This window comes from Clostridium sediminicola, from assembly GCF_050402865.1.
Lineage (GTDB): Bacteria > Bacillota > Clostridia > Clostridiales > Clostridiaceae > Clostridium_AF > Clostridium_AF sediminicola.
In genome coordinates, this window is record NZ_BAABMF010000008.1 from 100,106 (window position 1) to 122,428 (window position 22,323).

The following is a 22,323-nucleotide window of genomic DNA, read 5'->3' on the forward strand; positions in this document are numbered from 1 at the left end:
TCCTTCAATTTTTCTTAGAAATCAAACTGACGCAAATAGCATCTTGAGGACAAGCATCTTTACATTCTCCACATCTTATACATTCAGTATGATTAGGATTTTTTAGTACCTGTACATTCATTTTACAAACTTTTTCACAAATTTCACAGCTAGTACATTTTGATTCATCTATATTCATTTGATAAAAAGAAAATTTATTAAAAAGTGCATATATTGCACCCAGAGGACAAATGTATTTACAGAATGGTCTATAAATAACCATTGAAGACACAAATGTTAATACTAAAAGAAACATTTTCCAACTAAATAGCCATCCCACACTATTTCTTAAACTTTGATTTCCAAGTACTAAAGGAATTCCACCTTCCAAAGTACCTACAGGGCATATATATTGACAAAAGTATGGTGGTGCTATTCCATATTTACTCACTAAAAACATTGGTAGTATAATAACCGTAACAGCTAAAACTACATACTTTAAATATCTTAATCCATTATCTAACTTCTTTGGAACTGCAAACTTTTTAATTTTAACTTTATATAACATATCTTGAATAAACCCAAAAGGACATAGTAAACCACAAATAGCTCTACCAAGTAATATTCCAAAAGCCATCAAAAGTCCTAAAACATAAAAAGGTATATTGAATTTTCTACTACCTATAACTGCTTGCATTGCACCTATAGGGCATGAGCCTCTAGCCCCTGGACATGAATAGCAGTTCATTCCAGGGACACATACTACTTTTGTGTCCCCTTTATATATTGTACTGTTTAAAAATCCCTGTATATAGCTATTTGAAGCTATAAGACTTAAAACCTGAATTATTCTACGCTTCATTATCCTATACCTATACACTCAAGACATATTGCAACTGCTTTTTTTAATACAGTTAAGTGTTCCTCTCTCATTATACCAATAACAATAAGTACTACCGACAACGGTAAAACAAAGTATTTGACTTTATTTTTCATTTTATTCACCTAACATTTCAAGTCTTTTATTAATTTCATTTAAGTATTCTCCTTCAACATTTTCAAAGGGTGCTCCAACTTTCTTCTCTCCTACTAATTTTCCTTCACTATCAATAAATAAAGTAGTTGGGTACCCATCAGCTAACTTGAGTAATCCATTTTCTATACTTTCATCTGGAATAATTACATCAAATTCCACATTTGCATCTGCTAATATTTGTTTAGCTACTTCTGTTTCATCACCACCATCAACACAAATCCCTAGAAGTTTAACTCCTTCAGGAAGCATATCTTTTGAAAGCTTTGCAAGTTCAGACATCTCTCCAACACAAGGTCCACACCAAGTTGTCCAAATGTTTACCATAGTCAATTTATTTTTCTTAATATAATCTAGTGTAATATCTTCTCCGTTCAAATTTTTAGCAGTAAATTCTTTCATTTTAAATTCTTTCGCTTCTTTATCTTTTTCTGCTTTTATTTGGTCCGCTAATTTATTACCATATATTTCGATATTATTCTTAAGCTCATCCATTACACTTATAACTTTATCTATATCCTCTTTCTCAGTATCAGTAAGTTTTAGGTTATCGTACTTTTCATTATAGGCAAGATAATACTTAATACCATCTACTTCACCAAGCTCTTCTATTTTACTATATTTAGCTTTTAAATCATCAATTGATCCCTCGGAATCCTCTCTAAGTATTGCAAAAACCTCTGGACTATACTTATTAATTTCAGCGAATTTTTTATTTACTTCATCTTCTGATAATCCATCTAAACTCTTATAAAAATTCATTAAATCTTCTGATCCATATTGAAAGAACATTCCATCAGAGCTTACCATTCCACCTATTTTTTCTAATTCCTTAAGTTTATTAATAAACTCTGGAAATTTAACTGCGAATCCTATATTCTCATCCCAAAAATCATATTTATCTCTACTCAGCTCAATTTTGGTATCTTTTTTTGCATCAACCTTTTCCGTTTTTTTCTTAGTTCCACTACAACCAACTAAAGTGGATACTCCAAGGATTGTAATCAGTAATAAAGTTCCTATTTTCTTTAATTTCATTTTTTTAATCTCTCCTCATTAATATAAAATCATTTTTTTCTTAAATTCATTATACAATATTTGATTTAAAAGAACCTTACACCAATCTTACAAATACCTTACATTTTTATAATTGTTACAATAAATTCAAAAATAGCTATCATCGTGACCCGCGATGATAGCTATTTTTAGTTGGTTAGTAAAATATAAAAAATTATTAAAAATAATTTTTTGACTAATTAAATGTTATATATTTAAAGCTGAATTTCCATAGTAAGCCGCTTTGTAGATTTCTTTTATATCTTCTACAGAAGGAACTCTTGGATTTGTTAATGAACATGGATCTTCACAAGCATTTTTACTCATTCTATCTAATATTTGAAGGAATTTTTCTTCTGTAATTTCTACTTCTGTAACTTCACTTAATGTTGTTGGAATACCAACTTTTGCATTTAGTTCTTTTAATGCCTGTACTAAATCTTCTATTTCAAGTTGTTTTTCTATTTCTCTAAATTTGTCTGTATCTCTACTATTATATTCAACAATGTATGGTAACAAGATTGCATTTGCTAAACCATGTGTAATTCCTAGTTCTCCACCAATTTTATGTGCAAGACTGTGAACTATACCTAAAGATGAATTTGTAAATGCCATTCCTGCAAGTGTTGATGCATTATGCATATCTTCTCTAGCTTTCATGTTCTCAGCTTGGTCATACGCAACTGGAAGTTGTTTGTATACTAATTTTATAGCCTCCATTGCTAGTGGATCTGTATAGCTAGTAGCATTAGTTGAAACATAAGCTTCTATTGCATGAGTCATAACATCCATACCGGTGTTTGCAGTAATGTGTGGTGGCATTTTTGCAGGTAAAGCAGCATCAAGTAGCGCTATATCCGGAGTTATTTCATAAGATACTAATGGGTATTTTATGTGGTTAGCTGTATCTGTAATTACTGAAAATGCAGTGATTTCAGAAGCTGTTCCACTAGTTGATGGAATAGCGATAAATTTTGATTTTGTTCTTAGTTTAGGAAATTTTCCTGCTACTAAATCTTCGAATTTTGTTTCTGGATATTCGTAATATACCCACATAATTTTTGCAGCATCAAGAGCAGATCCACCACCAATTGCTATTATCCAGTCTGGATTAAATTCTGCCATTTCTTTTCCGCCTCTTATAACAGTTTCAACAGATGGATTTGGCTCAACACCATCAACTATAGAAACTTCCATACCAGCTTTTTCTAATTCTTCTTGAGCCTTTTCTAAGAAACCAAATTTTTTCATTGAACTTCCACCTGTTACTAGTGTAGCTCTTTTACCTTCTAAAGATGATAAATATTCTAAAGATCCATCTCCAAATACTATGTCCTTTGGTACTCTAAACCATTGTAAACCCATATTAAATCTCTCCTTATATTTTAATTTTCATTTAGTTTTATTTTTACAAACTCTGTTTTTTATTGTTAATCATCAAATATTTGTTAATTATTAAACAAATCAATTTAATCTTTGTAATAATCTAATTAAAGACTACAAATCAAAATTAATAATTTTATTATAAATATAGTTATATTGACATTAGTTCAACCATTAGTTATTATCTTTATAAGGTAATTATAATTAAAATACAAAGTAAAAACTAACTCATAATTTCAAAAAATAATACTGTTTTGAATAATATTGATATTTTTTTATCAATCGGAGGTGGTAAGATGCTAAATAACTTTGATCGAGAACTTGAAGATATTCATGGATTGGAAACTGATTATATAAAGATTCTGTATTACGATTTGCCAAAGAACTTCTCTGGTGAATATAAAACATACAGTTACTCTAGATTTTGTACCATTCTTCATGGAGAAAAAAAAGTAACTTTAAATAATAAGAAGAAGTTTACTTATAACAAAAACGACTATTTACTTTTACCTCCACATTCAAAAGTTCATATGAATATGAAAGAAAACACTGCTGCATTAGTATTTGAATTCAGCGATAAACTTTTAAAAGATGTTTTGAATAAAGTAGATTTTTCTAATGAGATAAAAGAAGAAGTTCAACGCTCCAGTGAATATTTTCTTGGCGAGAATCAATTTAATATTTCAAATGATGTATATAGGATTTTAGTAGTATCTGATAAAAAAGAGAATAAATATAGATTTTTAATAGATTTGTATGCTCAAAAGCTAATTTTTGATTTAGTTAACTCAAAAGCAAGATATGCAATTCTTAATTCCAGTAGTGATAATCCAATAAATAGAGCAATTAAATTTATCGACGATAATATTCAATCAACAATATCTATTAAATCTCTTTCTAAAGAGCTTCATATGTCAGAATCAAACTTCTCACATTTATTTAAGAAGATAGTAGGTATGAATCCTGTAGAATACATTAAGAACAAAAAAATGGAACTAGCCTTAGAGTACTTGAAAACTCAATGTGTTACAGAGGTTGCTTATAATTTAGGATATTCAAATATATCTTACTTTATCAAATTATTTAAAAGTAAATATAATATGACACCTAAACAATATAAAATGACTATTTGTAATGCTTCTTTTAATGTTTAGTAAAAACATCGTACCTCCAATATCTAAAGCTAGCCGTATTAGTAGAAAAATAATATTTGATCTATTTTTCTACTACTTTTTATATTCTTTAAAAATATTTTTATAATACTCAGAGTCATTATCCATTACAATGTCATATATACTTTTACCGTTATTCGTGAACTTGTATGGATCTGCTCCTGCTTTTAATAGTAATTTTGCCATATCACAATTAGTCATATACATTGTAACTTCTAAAGGATATTCTCCCTTACTATCCTTTGTACTAAGATCTATATTTCCTTCTTTAATAACCTTCTCCACAAAGGAAATATCATTGGATAATACTGCATTTGTTACATCATCTATATTATAACTATAATTCTCTAATATAATTTGTTTTTTCTCTTGTTTTTGATTATTAAATGCTATAGATTCGCCTCCTATTAAAATACAAATAGTGATTATTACAAATGTTACTATACCTCTTCTCTTCATTTTCATATTCAACACCTCTTTTAATCTTTCTTTTAACATTTTTGAACTTTGACTAAAATAAGTTGATAATACAGTTTTTTTCATATCATGTAAAGAAACTCCATTAATTATTGTATTACTGTATGCCCTTCTATCATTAAATGAATATCCCTTTACAACCTCATTATCACAGCAAAATTCAATATTTTTATTTGCCTCTCGTCTAACCAAATATACCAATGGATTAAACCAATGTACACTGTTTGCTATTAATAATAATAGCTTAAACCAAATATGATGACGTTTATAGTGAATTAATTCATGTTTAATAATAAACCTTAAATCTGATCTTTTATAACCCTCGCAAGGAAATAATAATATCGGTTTCAAAAATCCAATCATCATCGGACTTGATATTTTATCACTTACTAATACTTTGATATTTCCTTTTATTCGCATCTGATATACTGCTTTTTCAAATTCTTCAGTTATTAACTTATTTTTTACTGGAATACTCCATCGTAACACTTGTTTACGAAAAGTAATATATCCTATAGTGTGATATATTAAAGTAATTGAAACTCCTGCGATCCAAATAAAGTACATAATCTCTGTATAAGTAATACCTTTATCATTTGGAAGTTCTTCTTTATTTTCAGTTACAATAGTACTTTCTATTACTGAATCAGCTCCATGATTTGTTATTGGTAAATTAATGTATTTATCTACCTTTGTATCTATCTTTGATATGTTAATTCCAATATGTGATTCCAAAAAATTAGTATCTATCGGCAGTAAAAGCCTTATAGATATAATTAACCAAATCCAACACTTCCACTTCGCATTATATCTTCTGTTAATAATTGGAGTTAATAGAAAAAACATCAAAATAACAATACTTGTTCCTAAAGAGATTTTGAAAACTGAGATAGCAATATTTGTAAACATATTACTCCTCCTTTTCGACTCTATCAATAAATTCTCTTAACTCATTAATATCTTTAGTGCTAATAGCCTTACCATTATATAATGCTGTAACAAAGTTTTTAAATGAGTTACCGTATAACTTTTCTAGTATCGATTTTCCTTCGCTTTCCTTATAATCATTTTCTTCTATCACAGAATAATAAAAATTATTACGGCCTTTTTTTTCACAATTTAAATAGCCTTTTTTTATTAAACGTGTAAGAACAGTCATAAGTGTCGGTAATGCCCAGTTTCTTCTGCCTTGTAGTCGTTCTAAGATATATGATGAGCTGACTGGTTGTTCAGAATGCCATACAACTAACATTATTTCTAGCTCTGCATCTGATAATCTTTTTGATTTAATTGACATACTTACCCTCCCGTACGAATTACACAATTGTATAATACAAATCAATTATACATCTGTGTAATTGATTTGTCAATATTTACCGTATTGATTGTTTCTATGTTTTACAGTTTAAATAATTACATTTTTGTAAAATATCCATATATTAGCTTTATTCAATTGACACTAAGAACTAGTGTATTGTATAATAATGGCATTATGTGAAATTGGAGGTTATTTTATGGGGAAATTTAAAAAATTAGTACTATTATGTGTTTCTGCTTTATTGAGCATAGGATTGTTATCTGGTTGCTCAACAGATGGACTAGCATTATACGGTGCAATGAACAAGTATAACGCAATGGATACTTGTGAAATGAAGAGTTCAATATCTGTAAATCTTTCAGCAACAAATTTATCTGCATCAGAATCACAAATGATGCAACAAATTTTACCTATGGTAAATGGATCAAAGATTGATGTAACTACAAAAAGTAAAACAAATAAAGACAAAACATCTAGTCAAGCAAAAATGAACATTAATTTAAAATCAGGTAATACACAAATTCCAGCTATAAACGCTGATTTATGGGTAAATGCTAATCTTAGCGATAAAAAACCTGTAATTTCTGAAATAATAAGAATGCCTCAGCAATATCAGCAAGCTTTAGGAAAAGAGTATTTGTATTTCGATTTTAACGAGCTAAGTGAACTTACGGGTTCTAATCAGCCAGATTTCTCTGAAGTAATGGATATGAGTTTAGATCTTCAGAAAAAGCTTTCAGATTTTACTGACAAGTTTATTAAGCAATATAATCCTGATGTGAAAATCAATAAAATTGGAGGTCAATACTTAACTCAAAATGGCAAACCTGAATATGTTACTTTATACGAATTAAGATTAAATGATAGAACTTTTAAAGATTTGATTCGTTATACTTCTAACAATTTATTACAAAATGAAGATGCAATAGCTTTTGCAATGGATTATATGAAAATTGTACTTAAGGCTAGTGCACTTCCTAATGACGAAATAGAAAAAACTATAAAAGAAATGGAAGCTGATCTTAAAAATTATAAAGCAGAGTTACCTGAACTTCTTAAAAGTGTTAATGACGCTTTAGATAAATTAGAGAATGTTACTCTTTTAGGTCCTAACGGAATTACTGTAAAATATGGAGTAAATGAAGATGGGTACATAATAAACGAAGCAGGAACTGCTGAATTTGTTATAGACTTACCAAATATAATGGCGTTAAATAAAAAACTAAGCACTGAAAAAACATCTACTTCTATGCCAACTGGTGTTTATACTTTACGTCTAGATTTCAATACAGAAATTAATAATATAAATAACCCAGTTGAAATCACTTTTCCTAGCTTGAACAGCGAAAACTCTGTTAGCTATATAAAATTAATGGAATCACTTATGCCTAAAAAAGCTAATGGATGGGCTCAAGAAGGACAAGCATGGAAATTCTATAATAATGGTATGATGCTTAAAAATTCATGGGCTCAAGATTCTCAAAAGAACTGGTATTTCTTAGGATCAGATGGAGTTATGAAAACTAACTCATGGGCTCAAGACTCAGCTAAAAAATGGTACTTCTTAGATGCTAAAGGAATAATGGTGACTAATCAATGGATTAATTACAACGGAAAATCATACTACTTAAGCAAAAATGGCTCTATGGCTGTTAATACTACTACCCCAGACGGATACAAAGTATTAAGTGATGGATCTTGGGATGGTAAAAATAAATAAATTCTAAAAAGATTGGGTGCTAGACACCCAATCTTTTTTTACTCTTTTTCTATAAATTTATGTACTATTTATGACCTTTTTCATTATCATATAGATTTGACGTGCCAACCCTTAAAGCAGCACCTCTCATCTGATCATGTAACATAAGGTCAATAAATGAAATAAGTTCCTCAGGTGTTTGCTTTATATTTCCATGCAACCAACTTTCAATAATGCTACCAAAAGAAATAACATAAACTTGAGTCATAAGCTCTTTATTATTCTCACTTATATCTAATTCTTCAGCAAAAGTATTAATAGTATTTTTAAATATACGGTGAACATCATCATAAAAAAATTGAAATAAATACTTATGCCCTAAAGATTTAAGAGTGCAAAGACACATATCTTTATTTTCTTCAATATAATTAAAAAGTTGTAGCAACCCTTCTTGCCACAACAGCACACCTTCTTGATGTTCGAAAAGTGCTATTGCCTCTTTTTTATACAACCATTCAAGTAAATCGTATATATTTTTAAAATGATAGTAAAAAGTCTGGCGGTTAAATCCACATTCTTCAGTAATCTCTCTAATACTTATTTTTTCTAATGCTTTATGAGTCATTATTTTTTTTAATGAATCTGCAAGAATCTTTTTTGTTACTTCCCTACCCAAATAATTTGTCATTCTATCTACCTCTTTTTTCTTTAACTATCATTTTATTCAAGAAAATTATAGCACAAATCCTTATCATTAACAAAACAGGACACCTTTCACTAACGTGAAATCTTTTAATTAAAGAAAAGATTAAAAAGATTCCTTTTGCGTAGCAAAAATTCCTTAACTCCTAACTAATCACTCTTAACTCTTCACTGCTATAAATATGTCTATACAATATATATACAAGTGTCTAATTATACGACACAACCAACTAAACTGTCTATTGCTATCTCCCACCCTTTCATATAAAATGTTGAAGCAAAATATTATGGAAATTATAAAAGGAGTACTAAAATATGACAAATAACAAAAAAGATGTGAGTTTTATAGAAAAATTAGCAACCTTTATTATAGATAAACGAAATGGTTTTTTTCTCGTGTATGCTATTTTTTTAATATTTTGTATTTTTTCAATATCATGGGTAAAGGTAAACAATGATATTACATCCTATTTGCCTCCTGATAGTGAAACACGATACGGTTTAACACTTATGGAGGAAGAAGTTACTACATTTGGCACTGCTAAAGTAATGATTTCAAACATAACGTTTGATCATGCCAAAGAGCTAACTACTCAACTTCAAGATATTGAAGGAATTTCAGAAATTGCCTTTGATAACACCGATGAACATTACAAATCTGCATCAGCTCTATTCGATGTGACTTTCGAAGGAGAAGAAAAAGACGAAATTACACATACTGCAATGGATAAATTAATAAAATTGCTAGATAACTACGACATTTATATTTCTAGCTCAATCACCGAAGATACTGTTGCATCCCTTGCAAAAGAAATGAAAATTGTACTTATTTTCGCTTTTATAATTATCGTTGCTGTCTTACTTTTCACTTCTAAAACCTATATGGAAATTCCTGTATTACTACTTACTTTTGGTATTGCAGCTGCTTTAAATATGGGAACAAATTTCTTGTATGGTGAAATATCCTTTGTTTCAAAGTCAATTTGTGTGGTTTTACAATTAGCTTTAGCTATTGACTATGCTATCATCCTCTGTCACCGTTTTACAGAAGAACGCAAAAATTTTGCTGCAAGAGAAGCTGCCATAATAGCATTGAGTAAAGCTATCCCTGAAATATCATCCAGTAGCTTAACAACTATTTCTGGTCTTATGGCATTAATGTTTATGCAGTTTAGATTAGGTTTTGATATGGGAATTGTATTAATTAAAGCCTTACTCTTTAGTATTGTAACAGTATTCACTCTTATGCCTGGATTATTAATGTTATTTACCAAATCAATGGACAAGACCAAACATCGTAATTTCGTACCAAAAATCAACTTATGGGGAAAAATAGTAATTAAAACGCGCTATATAATTCCTGCAATTTTTATCATTGTTTTATTTGTAGCTTTTTTTCTATCCAATAAGTGTAACTTTGTTTACGGTACAAGTAAACTATCCACCGTAAGACAAAATGATGTTCAAATTGCCAAACAAAAAATCAATGAAACATTTGGTAGTACAAATTTGATGGCAGTATTAGTGCCTTCTGGTGATTATAAAAAAGAAGCCCAACTTCTTGCTGATTTCGAAGGATTTGAAATAACTGACACGGCAGTTGGACTTGCCAATATTGATGCCATAGATGGCTATGTGCTTACGGACACACTAAAGCCTAGGCAATTTGCTGAACTTACTGATATAGATATTGAAAAAGCACGGTTTTTATATAGTTCCTATGCAATAAATCAAGAATCATATGGAAAAATCGCCAGTGGAGTAGATAATTATTCCGTTCCACTTATTGATATATTTATGTACCTCTATCACTTGAAAGAGGATGGCTATATTTCGTTGGATGAAGATCTTAACAAAGAACTTGATGACATGCATATAAAATTAAATGATGCCAAGATTCAACTTCAAGGTAAAAACTATACTCGATTGCTTCTCCTCACAGATTTACCTGATGAAGGCGAAGAAACTTTTAATTGGTTACAAACAATTCACCAAACAACAGATAAATATTATGATGAGGCTTTTATTGTTGGTTCATCTACAAGCAATCGCGACTTAGCAACTTTCTTTGTCCGTGACAACTTAATTATCAGTATACTATCTGCTTTATTTGTTATGGCTATCCTTTTGTTTACATTTAAATCAGCTGGGCTTCCTGTACTACTGGTTCTGACTATTCAAGGAAGCATTTGGATTAATTTTTCTTTTCCTACTGTACAAGGTACAAGCATTTTCTTTATGACTAGCCTTGTAGTTACTTCTATTCAAATGGGAGCCACCATTGATTATGCAATTGTTATCACTAGTAGGTATATGGACTTAAAGCAATTTATGCCAATCAAAGAAGCTATTATAGAATCCCTGAATCAGGCATTTCCAACCATTATTACTTCAGGTACTATCTTGGCCTCTGCTGGTATGCTTATTGGTCGATTGTCCTCTGATTATATTATTTCTTCTATCGGTATTTGCCTAGGAAGAGGAACAATCATCTCATTAATTCTAGTAATGGGTGTTTTGCCTCAAATATTACTTTTTGGTAATACACTTATAGAGAAAACTGGATTTGTACTAAAAAGACCTGGATTATTCACAAGTACTAGCGGTGATATGCGTGTAAACGGACGATTAAAAGGATATATCTCAGGGATGATAGATGCAGAAATTAAAGGAACGGTAAAAGGTAATATCAAAGGGATTGTTGAAGTTGGTAGTATTGACAATAAGGCAAATAAATTATTATCTGAATCTAATAGTAAGGAGGTAATATTTGATGAAAAAGAACAATAGAATACTTGCATTCTTTCTAACATGCTTTCTATGGCTATATATATGTCCATTCTCTACACTTTCTGCACCACTAGAAAGTGATATGAATACTATCTATATTGATACTGTTGAAGATTTAATAAAACTATCAAATAATTGCTCCTTAGATACATATTCTCAAAATAAAATAGTAAAATTAAGGAATAATTTATCCTTTTCAGATTATGATTTCGTATCCATTCCCACTTTTGGTGGAACTTTTGACGGATGCGGATATACTATAAAAGATCTTACTATAAATACTACTGGTTCAGATCTAGGTTTATTCCGCTATGTTCAAGAAACTGGAGTTATAAAAAATTTAGAAGTTATTGGAACTATTATTCCTAATGGAAGCAAAAATAAAATAGGTGGTATAACTGGAGTTAACCGAGGTAGAATTCAGAACTGCAAATTTACTGGTGTCGTTAGTGGTAAAAGTAATATTGGAGGTATCACTGGCATAAACGAAACTAATGGATACATCACAGGATGTACTATTTCCGGTAATATAACAGGCGAGTCTTTCACTGGAGGCATAGCCGGACAAAATTTAGGCGTAATAGACCAATGCACTAACAAAAGTTATATAAATACATCAAGTTCTGATTTAACACTAAAGCTTGATCAATTAAAACTTGACCAACCAGAATGGAACCATTTACCCTTATCTCACGATGTAATTACTCAAACTGATATAGGCGGTATAGCTGGTTTCTCTACAGGATTATTACAAAGTTGTGAAAATCAAGGCACAATCGGTTATCAACATATAGGTTACAATGTAGGGGGTATTGTAGGACGACAATCAGGCTATACCAATAGTTGTAGAAATTATGGAGAAGTATTGGGTCGTAAAGACGTTAGTGGAATAGTAGGGCAAATGGAGCCTTACATGCTTTTGCAATTTTCTGAGGATTCAATACAAAAAATCGAGGGTGAATTTGATACGCTTAAATCATTGCTTGATAAATCTGTAACTGATGCCAATACATCATCACAAATTATTTCAGATAGACTATCTAGTGTAATCACTCAAACTGATAAAGCTACAAATGAATTACAGGAACTATCAACTAAAACCACAAATTACGTTGATGAATCAACTGAAATCATTAACACAACCCGTATACGTTTGAAAACTATGTTAGATCGCTCAGTTCCTGTTATTGATAGTTTAGGGGATTCAGGCGAAGATATGACAGTTGCATTTACTCAATTTGAAAAAGCTTTTCGTGAATTGAAAATTTCATCTGACAATGTATCTGATGGATTCAAAAAAATGGAAGATGCTTTTGGTGATTTAGAAAAAGCAGTACCTGCTATTGAAAGTGCATTTAAAAAAATGTCTAATGCTATAGAAAGACTTCAAACAGTTATAGATGAAGAAGATACAGAAGAAATAAAAAAAGCTATTGAGGAATTAAATGATAGTATAGAGGACCTTCAAAGTGCTATGGACGAAGGAATGTCAACAATAATAGCCATTGCTGATATTCTTAGTAAAGCAACAAATCAGGATGATATAGATTGGGCTTCAATTGGTAAAGAACTTAGTGTCGGCGCTATTGCTATAACAAAAAACCTAAACTCAGCATTCGACAAAATGCAAAATGCTCTTGCTCCTCTACCTGATGCTATAGAAGAAGATGTAAAAATCATAAATGAATCACTAGCAATATTACAAGATGCATTTAAAGATTTAGAAACTGCGACTGGTTATATCAAAGATTCCACTTCAAACTTTAAGGATGCTATGTCAGAATTCAGTACTGCTTCAGCTTCTGCTAGAAAAGCTATGGAAAGACTTGAAGCTTCAATGTTATTATTAAGCAATGCATCAAGTGACATGACTTATGCACTACGTGAGCTAGAAAAAGTAGTAGCAGATGCCTCTAAGGATCCGATCAAAGAATTCCCTATTCTTGGTGATAGAATTACTGAAGCCAGTAATAACTTATTTGCAACTTTGAAAAATATATCAAATGAATTAAAAAAACTCAACACTGAAACAAAAGGTATTTCTAATAAACTATCTCAAGATATATTGGCTATTAATAACCAATTTAGTGTTGTTATAAAAACTATATTAACAGGACGAGAAAATGCTGAAAAAGAGAGTTCAGATTTCTACGAGGATATCTCTGATGACGATTATACAGAAGATTCATCAAAGTCACATGAGGGCTATGTTTCCCAATGTGTTAATCAGGGTAGTATTACTGGAGACATTAATGTTGGTGGAATTGCTGGATCTATTGCCATAGACTATGATTTTGATCCAGAAGATGATGTGAAAAAAAATGGTGACTCTTCTCTTAATTTTAAATACTTAACTAAAGCCATACTTAAAGATTCTATAAACAACGGTGATGTAACTGGAAAGAAAAATTATGTTGGTGGTCTTGCTGGTAGAATGGATTTAGGTTCAATTTTTCAATGTGAAAATTATGGTTCTATTGAGAGTGCAAACGGCGACTATGTAGGTGGTATAACTGGTTCATCTAACACAATTATAAGAAAAAGTTATTCCAAATGCATGTTATCAGGTAAAAACTTTGTAGGTGGTATAACTGGACATGGTATGGATGTTTCTGGCTGTTACTCATTGGTACAAATTGAAAACGGCACAGAGAATATTGGAGCCATTGCCGGCATCGCTAAGGGAGAGTTTACTGATAATTTCTTTGTAAAAGATAAATGGGCAGGTATTGATGGCATTAGTTACTCAGGGAAAGCAACTCCCCTGGCTTATGATACATTTATTCAACAAGAAGGGTTACCTGATGAATTTCAATATTTTACATTAACCTTCAAAGTAAATGAAACAGTCATAAAAAATATACCTTTTAAATATGGAGATTCAATTTCTAAAGAAGATTTACCAAAGATACCAAATAAAAAAGGCTATTATAGCTCTTGGCCAGAATTTAACTATAACAGGTTAACATTTTCTCAAACCCTTGAAGCTATATATACTCCTTTAATTACAGTGTTAGCATCTGAAAAATCAGATACCTCAAAGAAGCCAAAACTCTTAGTTGAAGGTGACTTTGGACCTAATACAATTTTGAAGATTGACAACTGCAATATAGCTTCCTCTATACCAATAGAAAAGCAGAATATCTCAGAACAATGGAACGCAACAATTGTAGATGACAAACGTACATTTGGAGGATCTTTCACTTTCCGCTATCTTGTACCAGATACAAAAAACAAACTAACTCTATATCAATTGGATAAGGGTAAATGGGAGCATGTTAATACGATAAGAGACGGAAGTTATTTAGTATTCACTTCAAATAATCCATCAATAACTTTTTGTGTTGTAGAAACTAGCATTATTAAATTATACATCACCTATTTAATTATAGGAATTGTTGCACTTGTAGCTGTATTCCTATTAATTCGCTTTATACGAAAAAATAAAAACAAAATACTAGCTTATCCCAAATTTAATATTCGTAAGTAAAAAAATAATCTGCAAATTTTCGCCTAATGAAGAAGCAAAAATTTGCAGATTTTTTTAATCAAAATTCACTGGTTTGAAAAGTGTTATTATATTTTCCATTTTACTAACTATAGTATCATAATCATTTTTAATACTATCATTTATATACAATTTATTATTAAGTTTATATACAATCGTATTTAAATCATAAAATCTTATGTTACCTTTTTCTTCATTATTTTCATAAAAAGTTATATCATACGTCAGTTCTAAATTAGCCTCTATCTTATGAAGATCGGGTTCTCCAATCTCAGTAAATTTAATACCTTTTAAATTATTTACAACCTCACCCATTACATTTTTGTTAGATATTGGTCTTGCATCTGAAAACTTTTCCACAGCTTTTCCTAATTCTTCATCGTAAACAGAATACTGATTTGCTACAGTAATTTTATCATAGTTGAACTCTTTTATTCCATCAATATTTTGTAATTTATTTTCAACAGTATTACCAACTGCACGTACATTCTTATTTTCTTTATTAGTTAAAAAAGTTATGCCAACTACTGTTAAAACAATAGCTGCAATCACTGTATAAATTAATTTTGTTTTCTTTCCATTTACAATCATTTTTATTCTCCTTTTTATTTGTTTTTCTCCATTTTCCATTGATGTTGCATAAAACATAATACTTTTCTTATTTAATGCCGTATGTAATAATACAGTGGCATATAGTTTTTTATCTTTAGTTATATTTAAAACTCTTTGATCACATAACATCTCCATATCTTGCCTCATTTTTATTGATGCTATCCATATAATTGGATTAAACCAATATAAACATGTTATTAATGAAATACTAATATTTACAAGCACATCTTTATATTTAATGTGACATAGTTCATGTATTAATATTTGCTCTATTTCTTTATTTTTATAACCGTATGGAATAAGTATCTTAGGTTTTATAAAACCTATTGCCATTGGAGATTCTCCACCTCTAACAATCTCTATACTATTTTTAATTTTCATTTTATTTTTATAATTATTCAATATATGTAATATGTCTTTATTCTTGCATATTTCTAATTTCCTTATTTTATAAATAAATATTAAATATACAAATATTAAATATGAAAAACTAATAAAGAATCGAGCTATCCAAATATAATTTTTTTATAAATCTATTCAATCTCTGAATTCTAATGTGAACTGAGTTTTAACATTTTCTTCACTCTGAACTGATATAACAATGTCATGTCTCTCAGCAATTTGTTTAGCAATTGCTAGACCTAATCCAGTACCACTTTTATTTTGCTCTGAACGGGATTTATTGAATCTATCAAATATATATGGAAGATTTTCTTTTGGAATACCAATACCATTATCTGTAATTGATAGTATCTTATTTTTTAAGTCAATTCTTACAATCCCATTTGCTGGTGAAAATTTCAATGCATTATCAACTAATATCATTAGCATTTGTCTAAGCCTTCCATAGTCTGCCACTATTTCACAAAGGCTATTGTCATTATAAACCTCAATAGAAACTCCTTTTTTATCACCAATGTGCGACATACTTCTTTTAACATCTTCTATAACATGACAAATATTAATTGTTTGCTTTTCAATTACGAAATCAGTATTCTGCAATTTCGATAAATCTAGTAAATCCCCAACAAGTCTTTGCAAAAATTTAGCTTCAAATAACATTTGTTCATGATAACTCTTAACTAATTTTGGATCAGTTACAATCTCATCACATAAAGCTTCAAGTGACCCACGCATTACTGTTATAGGAGTTCTAAGTTCATGTGAAATATTGGCTACAAAATCACGTCTTAACTTTTCTAATTTTTCACTTTCTTTGCTTGCTTCATAAAGACGTTTTGTTAGTATATCAATAGTTGCTGCAAGCTCACCTATTTCGTCTTTCTGTTTTATATTGGTTAGGGCAGTATAGTCACCCTTTGCAAGTAACATAGCTGTATTTTTCATCTTATTAAGAGGCTTTGTAAATGTTATTGAAAAACCTATTGAAAGGAAAAAAGCAATAAGCAAAGCTACAAATATACTGATAGCTAAAATATTAATACCTGCTGAAGATGCTTGATTTACTCCTTCAACAGGTGAATGGAGTAATACAGCTCCAATAACTTCGTTATTTTGGTCAAGAATAGGTGAACCTACTGTTATAGTTGGTACTTTAAGTAAACTACTAAAACTTTCACTAAATACAGTTTTACCTTTAAAAACTTCCGATATTACACTATCTGCTCCTTTTGGTAAATCTGAATATTCATATTTCTTTCCCATACCTCTCATATTTTGACCATTCGTTATTAGTTCAAGATTTTCATCAACAATCCAAGTATCCGACAAAGCAATATCATTTATTAACCGAAGATAAACACCATATCCATACATCCTTCCGCCACTATTACTTAACATAAAACCAGATAAAGTATTAGATATTGAAGATGCTCTTTTTTCAAGTTCAGCTTTATGTAATTTTATTGTGTGATTTCTAAAAAGTACAATGAAAACACTTCCTATTATTATTGAAAATACTAATAATGCTGCAGTAAAATATGATGTTAATTTTATCGCAATCCTATTTTTAAACATCTGAATTTACCTCGAATTTATATCCTACACCCCATATAGTTTTTATATTCCAATTCTTGTGCTGATATTTATCAAGTTTAGCACGAAGTCTTTTAATATGTGAATCAACAGTGCGACTATCTCCAAAATAGTCATAACCCCAAAGAGTATTTAAAAGATTTTCTCTAGAAAAAACTTTGTTTTTATTAGTAGCAAGTGTCCATAATAATTCAATTTCTTTCTTAGTTAATGATACATTCTCATTATTAATAGATACTATATAATCATCAAGATTTAATGATAAATTTTCAAAGCTATATAACTGAGCTACTTCTGTAGTATCTCTACTAATTCTACGCTGTATAGCTCTTATCCTTGCCATAACTTCTCCAGGAGAAAAAGGCTTTACAATATAATCATCAGCACCAATATCAAGACCCATTATTTTTTCAAAATCTTCACCTCTAGCAGTCACCATAATAACAGGTACATTTGATGTTTTACGGATTTCTCTACAAACCTCAAATCCATCCTTCTTAGGCATCATAACATCAAGCAAAATAATATCAGGATTTTTTTCAATAAACTTTTCATAAGCATCAGTTCCATCAAAAGCTATAATAGGAGTATAACCTTCTTTTTTTGCATATTCACCCAAAATAGAAGTGATTTGTTTGTTATCATCCGCTATTAATATAGTAGGCATAAATTTATCTCCTTTCTCAATTAGCAGTTTCTACTTATAGATATTATACATTATACTATACTACGGTTATTCCACAAAAAGTAATTTAGTTGAACTTCGACCACAATATATAGCGTCAGAACGTATCAATCTGCGGTAGATATTGTGGTTGATTTTAGTTCAACTTACTTTTTGTGGTTTAACCATACTACATATTTGTGACATTTCTATGTTTTCAAAAATGAAATAGCACAAAATAAGAACATTAAAAACATATTTTTGACACAATTTCTGGGTATTATATAACCATAGAAAGAAACAACAACTACAAATAAATTCGGAAGGGAGTCATGAGAATGACAAAATTAAGAAAAAAATTCACTTTAGGAGCAACGATTTTATTAATAGGAGCTACATCCGTAACAGCCTTTGCTGCATCAAAATATAGTTCACCATCAGAAATTGTTGCTGGATTAACAGGTAGAACAGAAGAAAGCGTTATTTCTGAAAGAGTAGAAACAGGCAAGACTTACGGTACCATAGCAAACGAAGCTGGTAAACTAGATGAATTCAAAAAAGAAAATCTTGAAGTTAAAAAGGATATCCTAAACTCAAGAGTAGAAGAAGGTACTATGACTCAAGCTGATGCTGATGCATTAATTAAGCGAATTGAAGAAAATCAAGCAACTTGTGACGGCACAGGTTCAGCACAAATTGGAAAATCTATGGGTGCAGGTTTCGGTAGAGGTAATGGTAGTAGAAACGGCATGGGTAACAGAAACGGAAATTGTAGAGGAAACGGATATAGATTAAATTCAAACTAAAAACAAGACTGTAAGTAAATTTTTTATAATCTACTTACAGTCATTTTTTCATTTACTAAATTCTTTTCTTTTTCTAGTAATTTTTTGTCCTTTATTTTTCTTTACTTGTATTAAAGCATCTAATTCCGCAACATACTTTTCATCATTTGATAATCTCATACATGCCCTTAATAAATATAATGAATATCTTGGTATTATTTTATCAATACACAACCTAACGCACTTTATTGCAGCGCCTTTATTTTTAAAGTGACTATGGTGCTTATAATCTGCTTTTGTATTTCTTGCAACATATCCATCGTGTACTTTTAAAACTTGATAATTTCCTTCGCTATATACCACTTTAACACTTCCTTCGGTGTAATTGGGGTTATATAATTTATTTTTTTCTACCGTTTAATGATAAACTAAAATGTTTCTAAACTATTTGTATTTCTACTAACATTATATTCAGATAAAGTATATTTAGTTCTAATTTGAGAATTTTTTTACATGTAGAAATTTCTATTTTTTCATTAAAGATTACTAATCCAATCTGATATTTCCTTAAATAAAGTATTATCATCATTAATAATATTCATAAAACTAGTATTTGACAATGAACACATATTACTACTATCTTTAAAATATATAACTATAAGGATAGTATGTCCATCTTTATCGTATACTAGAAATTTTAATTTAACCGCCCTATCACCTGGCATTTCTAATATGGTTTTTAAACTTCTTTTTCGCTCATATCTACACAAAATCTTGTTAAGTTTATCTATACTCTCTTTGTCGCTTATTGTTTTTTTATATTGTGAAGTAAACCTTTCATCAGTAAACAATTCTTTTTCAACTATCACATGCTTATATGTATACCCTTTTGGAATAATTGGTTTAGGAAAATAAAAAACACTTCTGAAAACAAAAGATATAATAATTACGTAAATCCCATATCTAACACTAGGTATTTTTAAAAAGTTTCTTTCTTCGTTTGTTCTTTTTATATTCCCCCATATATAGCATAAGAAAAGATAAATTATTAATATGCTTCCAATAAAAATTATTGGATAAGTTATAGTAACTAAAATCCTTATAATATTAACCCAAAGTTTATATCGCCAAAAAATCATGCTTAAAACCATATAAATTCCTCCACAGCTATTCATTCTATATAATTATAAATTATATAATATATAACAATTATACCAAACTATGAATTTATTCATATAATATAAAGAATCTATTATGAAAGCTTTATATTATAGTGAAATATAAAAACATTCTTTGAGGTGATATTGTGAACGGTTCTTTAGACAAACCTAATTTTCTTATAATTTTAATTGACCAAGATCGTTTTCCAACTGTTTATGAAAATGATGAAATAAAACTTTGGCGCAAAACTTTTTTGAAAGCACAAGAAATGCTAAAAAATAATGGCTTGGAGTTTAATAATCACTATGCTGGAAGTACAGCTTGTTCTCCTAGTCGTGGAACTTTATACACAGGCCAATACCCCTCTCTTCATGGTGTTAGTCAAACAACAGGAGCAGCCAAAAGTGATTTTGAACCTGATATGTTCTGGCTAGATCCAAATACTGTGCCCACTATTGGTGATTATTTTCGTGTTGCAGGATACAGAACATTTTGGAAAGGGAAATGGCATGCTTCTCAAGCTGATATCCTAATACCTGATACACAAGATTCATTTATCAGCTTTGATCCTAATACAGGTGTACCTGTGGCAGAAAGTGAAAATATTTATCTTAAATCAAATCGTCTTAAACCCTTTGGTTTTAATGGCTGGATAGGTCCAGAACCTTTTGATGGAAATCCTAGAAACTCAGGATCATCAGCAGCAGTTGGTTTAAGCGGAAGAGATATAGTGTATACTGATGAAGTTATCAAACTAATTAATAAATTAGACAAAGATGATGGAAGCTCAAATAATTCTCAACCTTGGATGATTACCTGCTCTTTTGTAAATCCTCATGACATTGCTCTATTTGGTGCAATTACACGTATTGATCCACTATATAATTTTGAAGTAGACCCCTCAGTTCCCAAAATTCCAAGAGCCCCTACAGCCGATGAGTCTTTACTTACTAAACCGCTAGCTCAACGTAGCTATAGAGAAGTTTATCCTAAAGCTCTTCAACCATTAGAAGATACTTTATTTTACAGGCAGCTATATTATTCACTTCAATTAAAAGTTGATAGAAATATGCAAAAGGTGATAAGAACTCTTAAAAATTCTTCATTTTACAATAATACTATAGTGGTTTTTACATCAGATCATGGTGAACTTCTAGGCGCTCATGGTGGTTTATATCAAAAATGGTATCAAGCATATGAAGAGACTATTCATGTACCATTTATTATCCACAATCCAGTTCTATTCAATAAGCGTGCATCCACAGAAATTCTTACTAGTCATGTTGATATTTTACCAACAATACTAGGCCTAGCAGGATTAAATGTAAAGGCAATTCAAAAAGATCTTAGCAATAGTCATACTGAAGTACATCCCCTAGTTGGAAAGGACATATCGCCATTTATTAAAGGTGAGATTCAAAATACATTTTTTGATGAGCCTATCTATTTTATGACAGATGATGATTTTACAAGAGGACTTAATCAGACTAGCGTTCTTGGTGTACCCTACAATTCTGTAGTTGAACCAAACAATATAGAAACAGTAATAACTAAACTACAAACTGGTGAAAATAATGAAAAAGAAATTTGGAAATACTCTCGTTACTTCGATAATCCTCAATTTTGGAGTAATCCTGGGTGCGAAGACGAAGTTGTTATGAAAAGTAATTGTATCTCTGTTACACCTAAAATAACTTGTTCAACATGCATTACAACTACTAAAACTCGCCCCGTTCCTTGCGAAATAGAATTTTATAACCTAACAAAAGACCCATTGGAGACTAAAAATTTGGCAGACCCTATCTTTTCAACCCCTGAATCAAAAGTTATTGAAATAGTACTTGCAAAAGCCCTAGAAGAGCAATGCCAATTAAAAAGACTTTACCCTACTAACGGCAACGTACCTGGTAAACCATCATGTCAAACATGTACTCCCGATTATAAAGTATAGTATGGTTAAACCACAAAAAGTAAGTTGAACTAAAATCG

At 30.1% G+C, this 22,323-nt stretch carries 18 protein-coding genes; 6 read left to right on the forward strand and 12 right to left on the reverse strand.

What is annotated here, in order from left to right; genetic code table 11:
- Positions 1–4 precede the first annotated feature (4 nt).
- From ACQ3F0_RS14300 to ACQ3F0_RS14315, 4 genes are all read right to left on the reverse strand, one after another.
- On the reverse strand, positions 5–841 hold the full coding sequence (locus ACQ3F0_RS14300) for a 4Fe-4S binding protein (protein ID WP_428865993.1): 837 nt from the start codon (positions 839–841) through the stop codon (positions 5–7).
- Positions 841–975: a CD1871A family CXXC motif-containing protein gene (locus tag ACQ3F0_RS14305; protein ID WP_428865994.1), complete on the reverse strand. Its 135-nt coding sequence runs from the start codon at positions 973–975 to the stop codon at positions 841–843. Before ACQ3F0_RS14305 ends, ACQ3F0_RS14300 begins: the two co-directional genes overlap by 1 nt.
- Before the next feature lies 1 nt (position 976).
- The gene (locus tag ACQ3F0_RS14310; protein ID WP_428865995.1) at positions 977–2,050 is read right to left on the reverse strand and encodes a TlpA disulfide reductase family protein; all 1,074 of its coding nucleotides are present in this window, start codon (positions 2,048–2,050) and stop codon (positions 977–979) included.
- 225 nt (positions 2,051–2,275) lie between these two features.
- The gene (locus ACQ3F0_RS14315) at positions 2,276–3,433 is read right to left on the reverse strand and encodes an iron-containing alcohol dehydrogenase (RefSeq protein ID WP_428865996.1); all 1,158 of its coding nucleotides are present in this window, start codon (positions 3,431–3,433) and stop codon (positions 2,276–2,278) included.
- A gap of 314 nt (positions 3,434–3,747) precedes the next feature.
- Between ACQ3F0_RS14315 and ACQ3F0_RS14320 the strand changes: the two genes are divergently transcribed.
- Entirely contained in the window at positions 3,748–4,605 is an 858-nt protein-coding gene (locus tag ACQ3F0_RS14320) for an AraC family transcriptional regulator (RefSeq protein ID WP_428865997.1), read from the forward strand.
- A 72-nt stretch (positions 4,606–4,677) separates the two neighbouring features.
- On the opposite strand, the gene ACQ3F0_RS14325 is transcribed toward ACQ3F0_RS14320, so the two are convergent.
- Together ACQ3F0_RS14325 and ACQ3F0_RS14330 are read right to left on the reverse strand one after the other, a co-directional pair.
- Positions 4,678–6,009 carry a M56 family metallopeptidase gene (locus tag ACQ3F0_RS14325; RefSeq protein WP_428865998.1) on the reverse strand — a complete coding sequence of 444 codons (1,332 nt, stop codon included), beginning with the start codon at positions 6,007–6,009 and terminating at the stop codon, positions 4,678–4,680.
- A 1-nt stretch (position 6,010) separates the two neighbouring features.
- A complete protein-coding gene (locus ACQ3F0_RS14330) occupies positions 6,011–6,397 on the reverse strand; it encodes a BlaI/MecI/CopY family transcriptional regulator (protein WP_428865999.1) in 387 nt (128 codons plus the stop codon).
- Between the two features lie 217 nt (positions 6,398–6,614).
- On the opposite strand from ACQ3F0_RS14330, the gene ACQ3F0_RS14335 reads away from it, so the two are divergent.
- Complete coding sequence (locus ACQ3F0_RS14335) at positions 6,615–8,138, forward strand: DUF948 domain-containing protein (protein WP_428866000.1); 1,524 nt, start codon at positions 6,615–6,617, stop codon at positions 8,136–8,138.
- 64 nt (positions 8,139–8,202) lie between these two features.
- On the opposite strand, the gene ACQ3F0_RS14340 is transcribed toward ACQ3F0_RS14335, so the two are convergent.
- The gene (locus tag ACQ3F0_RS14340) at positions 8,203–8,805 is read right to left on the reverse strand and encodes a TetR/AcrR family transcriptional regulator (protein WP_428866001.1); all 603 of its coding nucleotides are present in this window, start codon (positions 8,803–8,805) and stop codon (positions 8,203–8,205) included.
- A gap of 329 nt (positions 8,806–9,134) precedes the next feature.
- Between ACQ3F0_RS14340 and ACQ3F0_RS14345 the strand changes: the two genes are divergently transcribed.
- Positions 9,135–11,609, forward strand: coding sequence for an efflux RND transporter permease subunit (locus ACQ3F0_RS14345; RefSeq protein WP_428866002.1), 2,475 nt, complete (start codon positions 9,135–9,137; stop codon positions 11,607–11,609).
- Positions 11,593–15,099, forward strand: coding sequence for a hypothetical protein (locus ACQ3F0_RS14350; RefSeq protein WP_428866003.1), 3,507 nt, complete (start codon positions 11,593–11,595; stop codon positions 15,097–15,099). The genes ACQ3F0_RS14345 and ACQ3F0_RS14350 overlap by 17 nt, the downstream gene beginning before the upstream one ends.
- Positions 15,100–15,153: 54 nt before the next feature.
- On the opposite strand, the gene ACQ3F0_RS14355 is transcribed toward ACQ3F0_RS14350, so the two are convergent.
- From ACQ3F0_RS14355 to ACQ3F0_RS14365, 3 genes are read right to left on the reverse strand one after another with little or no spacing between them, the layout of a single operon-like run.
- Positions 15,154–16,245 carry a M56 family metallopeptidase gene (locus ACQ3F0_RS14355; protein WP_428866085.1) on the reverse strand — a complete coding sequence of 364 codons (1,092 nt, stop codon included), beginning with the start codon at positions 16,243–16,245 and terminating at the stop codon, positions 15,154–15,156.
- 21 nt (positions 16,246–16,266) lie between these two features.
- A complete protein-coding gene (locus tag ACQ3F0_RS14360; RefSeq protein ID WP_428866004.1) occupies positions 16,267–17,706 on the reverse strand; it encodes a sensor histidine kinase in 1,440 nt (479 codons plus the stop codon).
- Entirely contained in the window at positions 17,699–18,391 is a 693-nt protein-coding gene (locus ACQ3F0_RS14365; RefSeq protein ID WP_428866005.1) for a response regulator transcription factor, read from the reverse strand. The genes ACQ3F0_RS14360 and ACQ3F0_RS14365 overlap by 8 nt, the downstream gene beginning before the upstream one ends.
- A 335-nt stretch (positions 18,392–18,726) precedes the next feature.
- Here ACQ3F0_RS14365 and ACQ3F0_RS14370 point away from each other — a divergent pair, with 335 nt between their 5' ends.
- Positions 18,727–19,194, forward strand: a complete 468-nt coding sequence (locus ACQ3F0_RS14370) for a DUF2680 domain-containing protein (protein WP_428866006.1) — start codon at positions 18,727–18,729, stop codon at positions 19,192–19,194.
- A gap of 48 nt (positions 19,195–19,242) precedes the next feature.
- On the opposite strand, the gene ACQ3F0_RS14375 is transcribed toward ACQ3F0_RS14370, so the two are convergent.
- On the reverse strand, positions 19,243–19,536 hold the full coding sequence (locus ACQ3F0_RS14375; protein ID WP_428866007.1) for a hypothetical protein: 294 nt from the start codon (positions 19,534–19,536) through the stop codon (positions 19,243–19,245).
- 173 nt (positions 19,537–19,709) lie between these two features.
- Positions 19,710–20,324 (reverse strand): hypothetical protein, encoded by a 615-nt coding sequence (locus ACQ3F0_RS14380; protein ID WP_428866008.1) that lies wholly within the window; start codon positions 20,322–20,324, stop codon positions 19,710–19,712.
- A gap of 155 nt (positions 20,325–20,479) precedes the next feature.
- On the opposite strand from ACQ3F0_RS14380, the gene ACQ3F0_RS14385 reads away from it, so the two are divergent.
- Positions 20,480–22,285: a sulfatase family protein gene (locus ACQ3F0_RS14385; protein WP_428866009.1), complete on the forward strand. Its 1,806-nt coding sequence runs from the start codon at positions 20,480–20,482 to the stop codon at positions 22,283–22,285.
- Positions 22,286–22,323: the final 38 nt, after the last annotated feature.

Coding starts and splice junctions, on each gene's coding strand:
- ACQ3F0_RS14360 (WP_428866004.1), bottom strand. CDS start 17,706: ATGTTTAAAAATAGGATTGCGATAAAATTAACATCATATTTTACTGCA.
- ACQ3F0_RS14325 (WP_428865998.1), bottom strand. CDS start 6,009: ATGTTTACAAATATTGCTATCTCAGTTTTCAAAATCTCTTTAGGAACA.
- ACQ3F0_RS14345 (WP_428866002.1), top strand. CDS start 9,135: ATGACAAATAACAAAAAAGATGTGAGTTTTATAGAAAAATTAGCAACC.
- ACQ3F0_RS14340 (WP_428866001.1), bottom strand. CDS start 8,805: ATGACAAATTATTTGGGTAGGGAAGTAACAAAAAAGATTCTTGCAGAT.
- ACQ3F0_RS14300 (WP_428865993.1), bottom strand. CDS start 841: ATGAAGCGTAGAATAATTCAGGTTTTAAGTCTTATAGCTTCAAATAGC.
- ACQ3F0_RS14315 (WP_428865996.1), bottom strand. CDS start 3,433: ATGGGTTTACAATGGTTTAGAGTACCAAAGGACATAGTATTTGGAGAT.
- ACQ3F0_RS14335 (WP_428866000.1), top strand. CDS start 6,615: ATGGGGAAATTTAAAAAATTAGTACTATTATGTGTTTCTGCTTTATTG.
- ACQ3F0_RS14365 (WP_428866005.1), bottom strand. CDS start 18,391: ATGCCTACTATATTAATAGCGGATGATAACAAACAAATCACTTCTATT.
- ACQ3F0_RS14330 (WP_428865999.1), bottom strand. CDS start 6,397: ATGTCAATTAAATCAAAAAGATTATCAGATGCAGAGCTAGAAATAATG.
- ACQ3F0_RS14320 (WP_428865997.1), top strand. CDS start 3,748: ATGCTAAATAACTTTGATCGAGAACTTGAAGATATTCATGGATTGGAA.
- ACQ3F0_RS14370 (WP_428866006.1), top strand. CDS start 18,727: ATGACAAAATTAAGAAAAAAATTCACTTTAGGAGCAACGATTTTATTA.
- ACQ3F0_RS14350 (WP_428866003.1), top strand. CDS start 11,593: ATGAAAAAGAACAATAGAATACTTGCATTCTTTCTAACATGCTTTCTA.
- ACQ3F0_RS14380 (WP_428866008.1), bottom strand. CDS start 20,324: ATGGTTTTAAGCATGATTTTTTGGCGATATAAACTTTGGGTTAATATT.
- ACQ3F0_RS14305 (WP_428865994.1), bottom strand. CDS start 975: ATGAAAAATAAAGTCAAATACTTTGTTTTACCGTTGTCGGTAGTACTT.
- ACQ3F0_RS14310 (WP_428865995.1), bottom strand. CDS start 2,050: ATGAAATTAAAGAAAATAGGAACTTTATTACTGATTACAATCCTTGGA.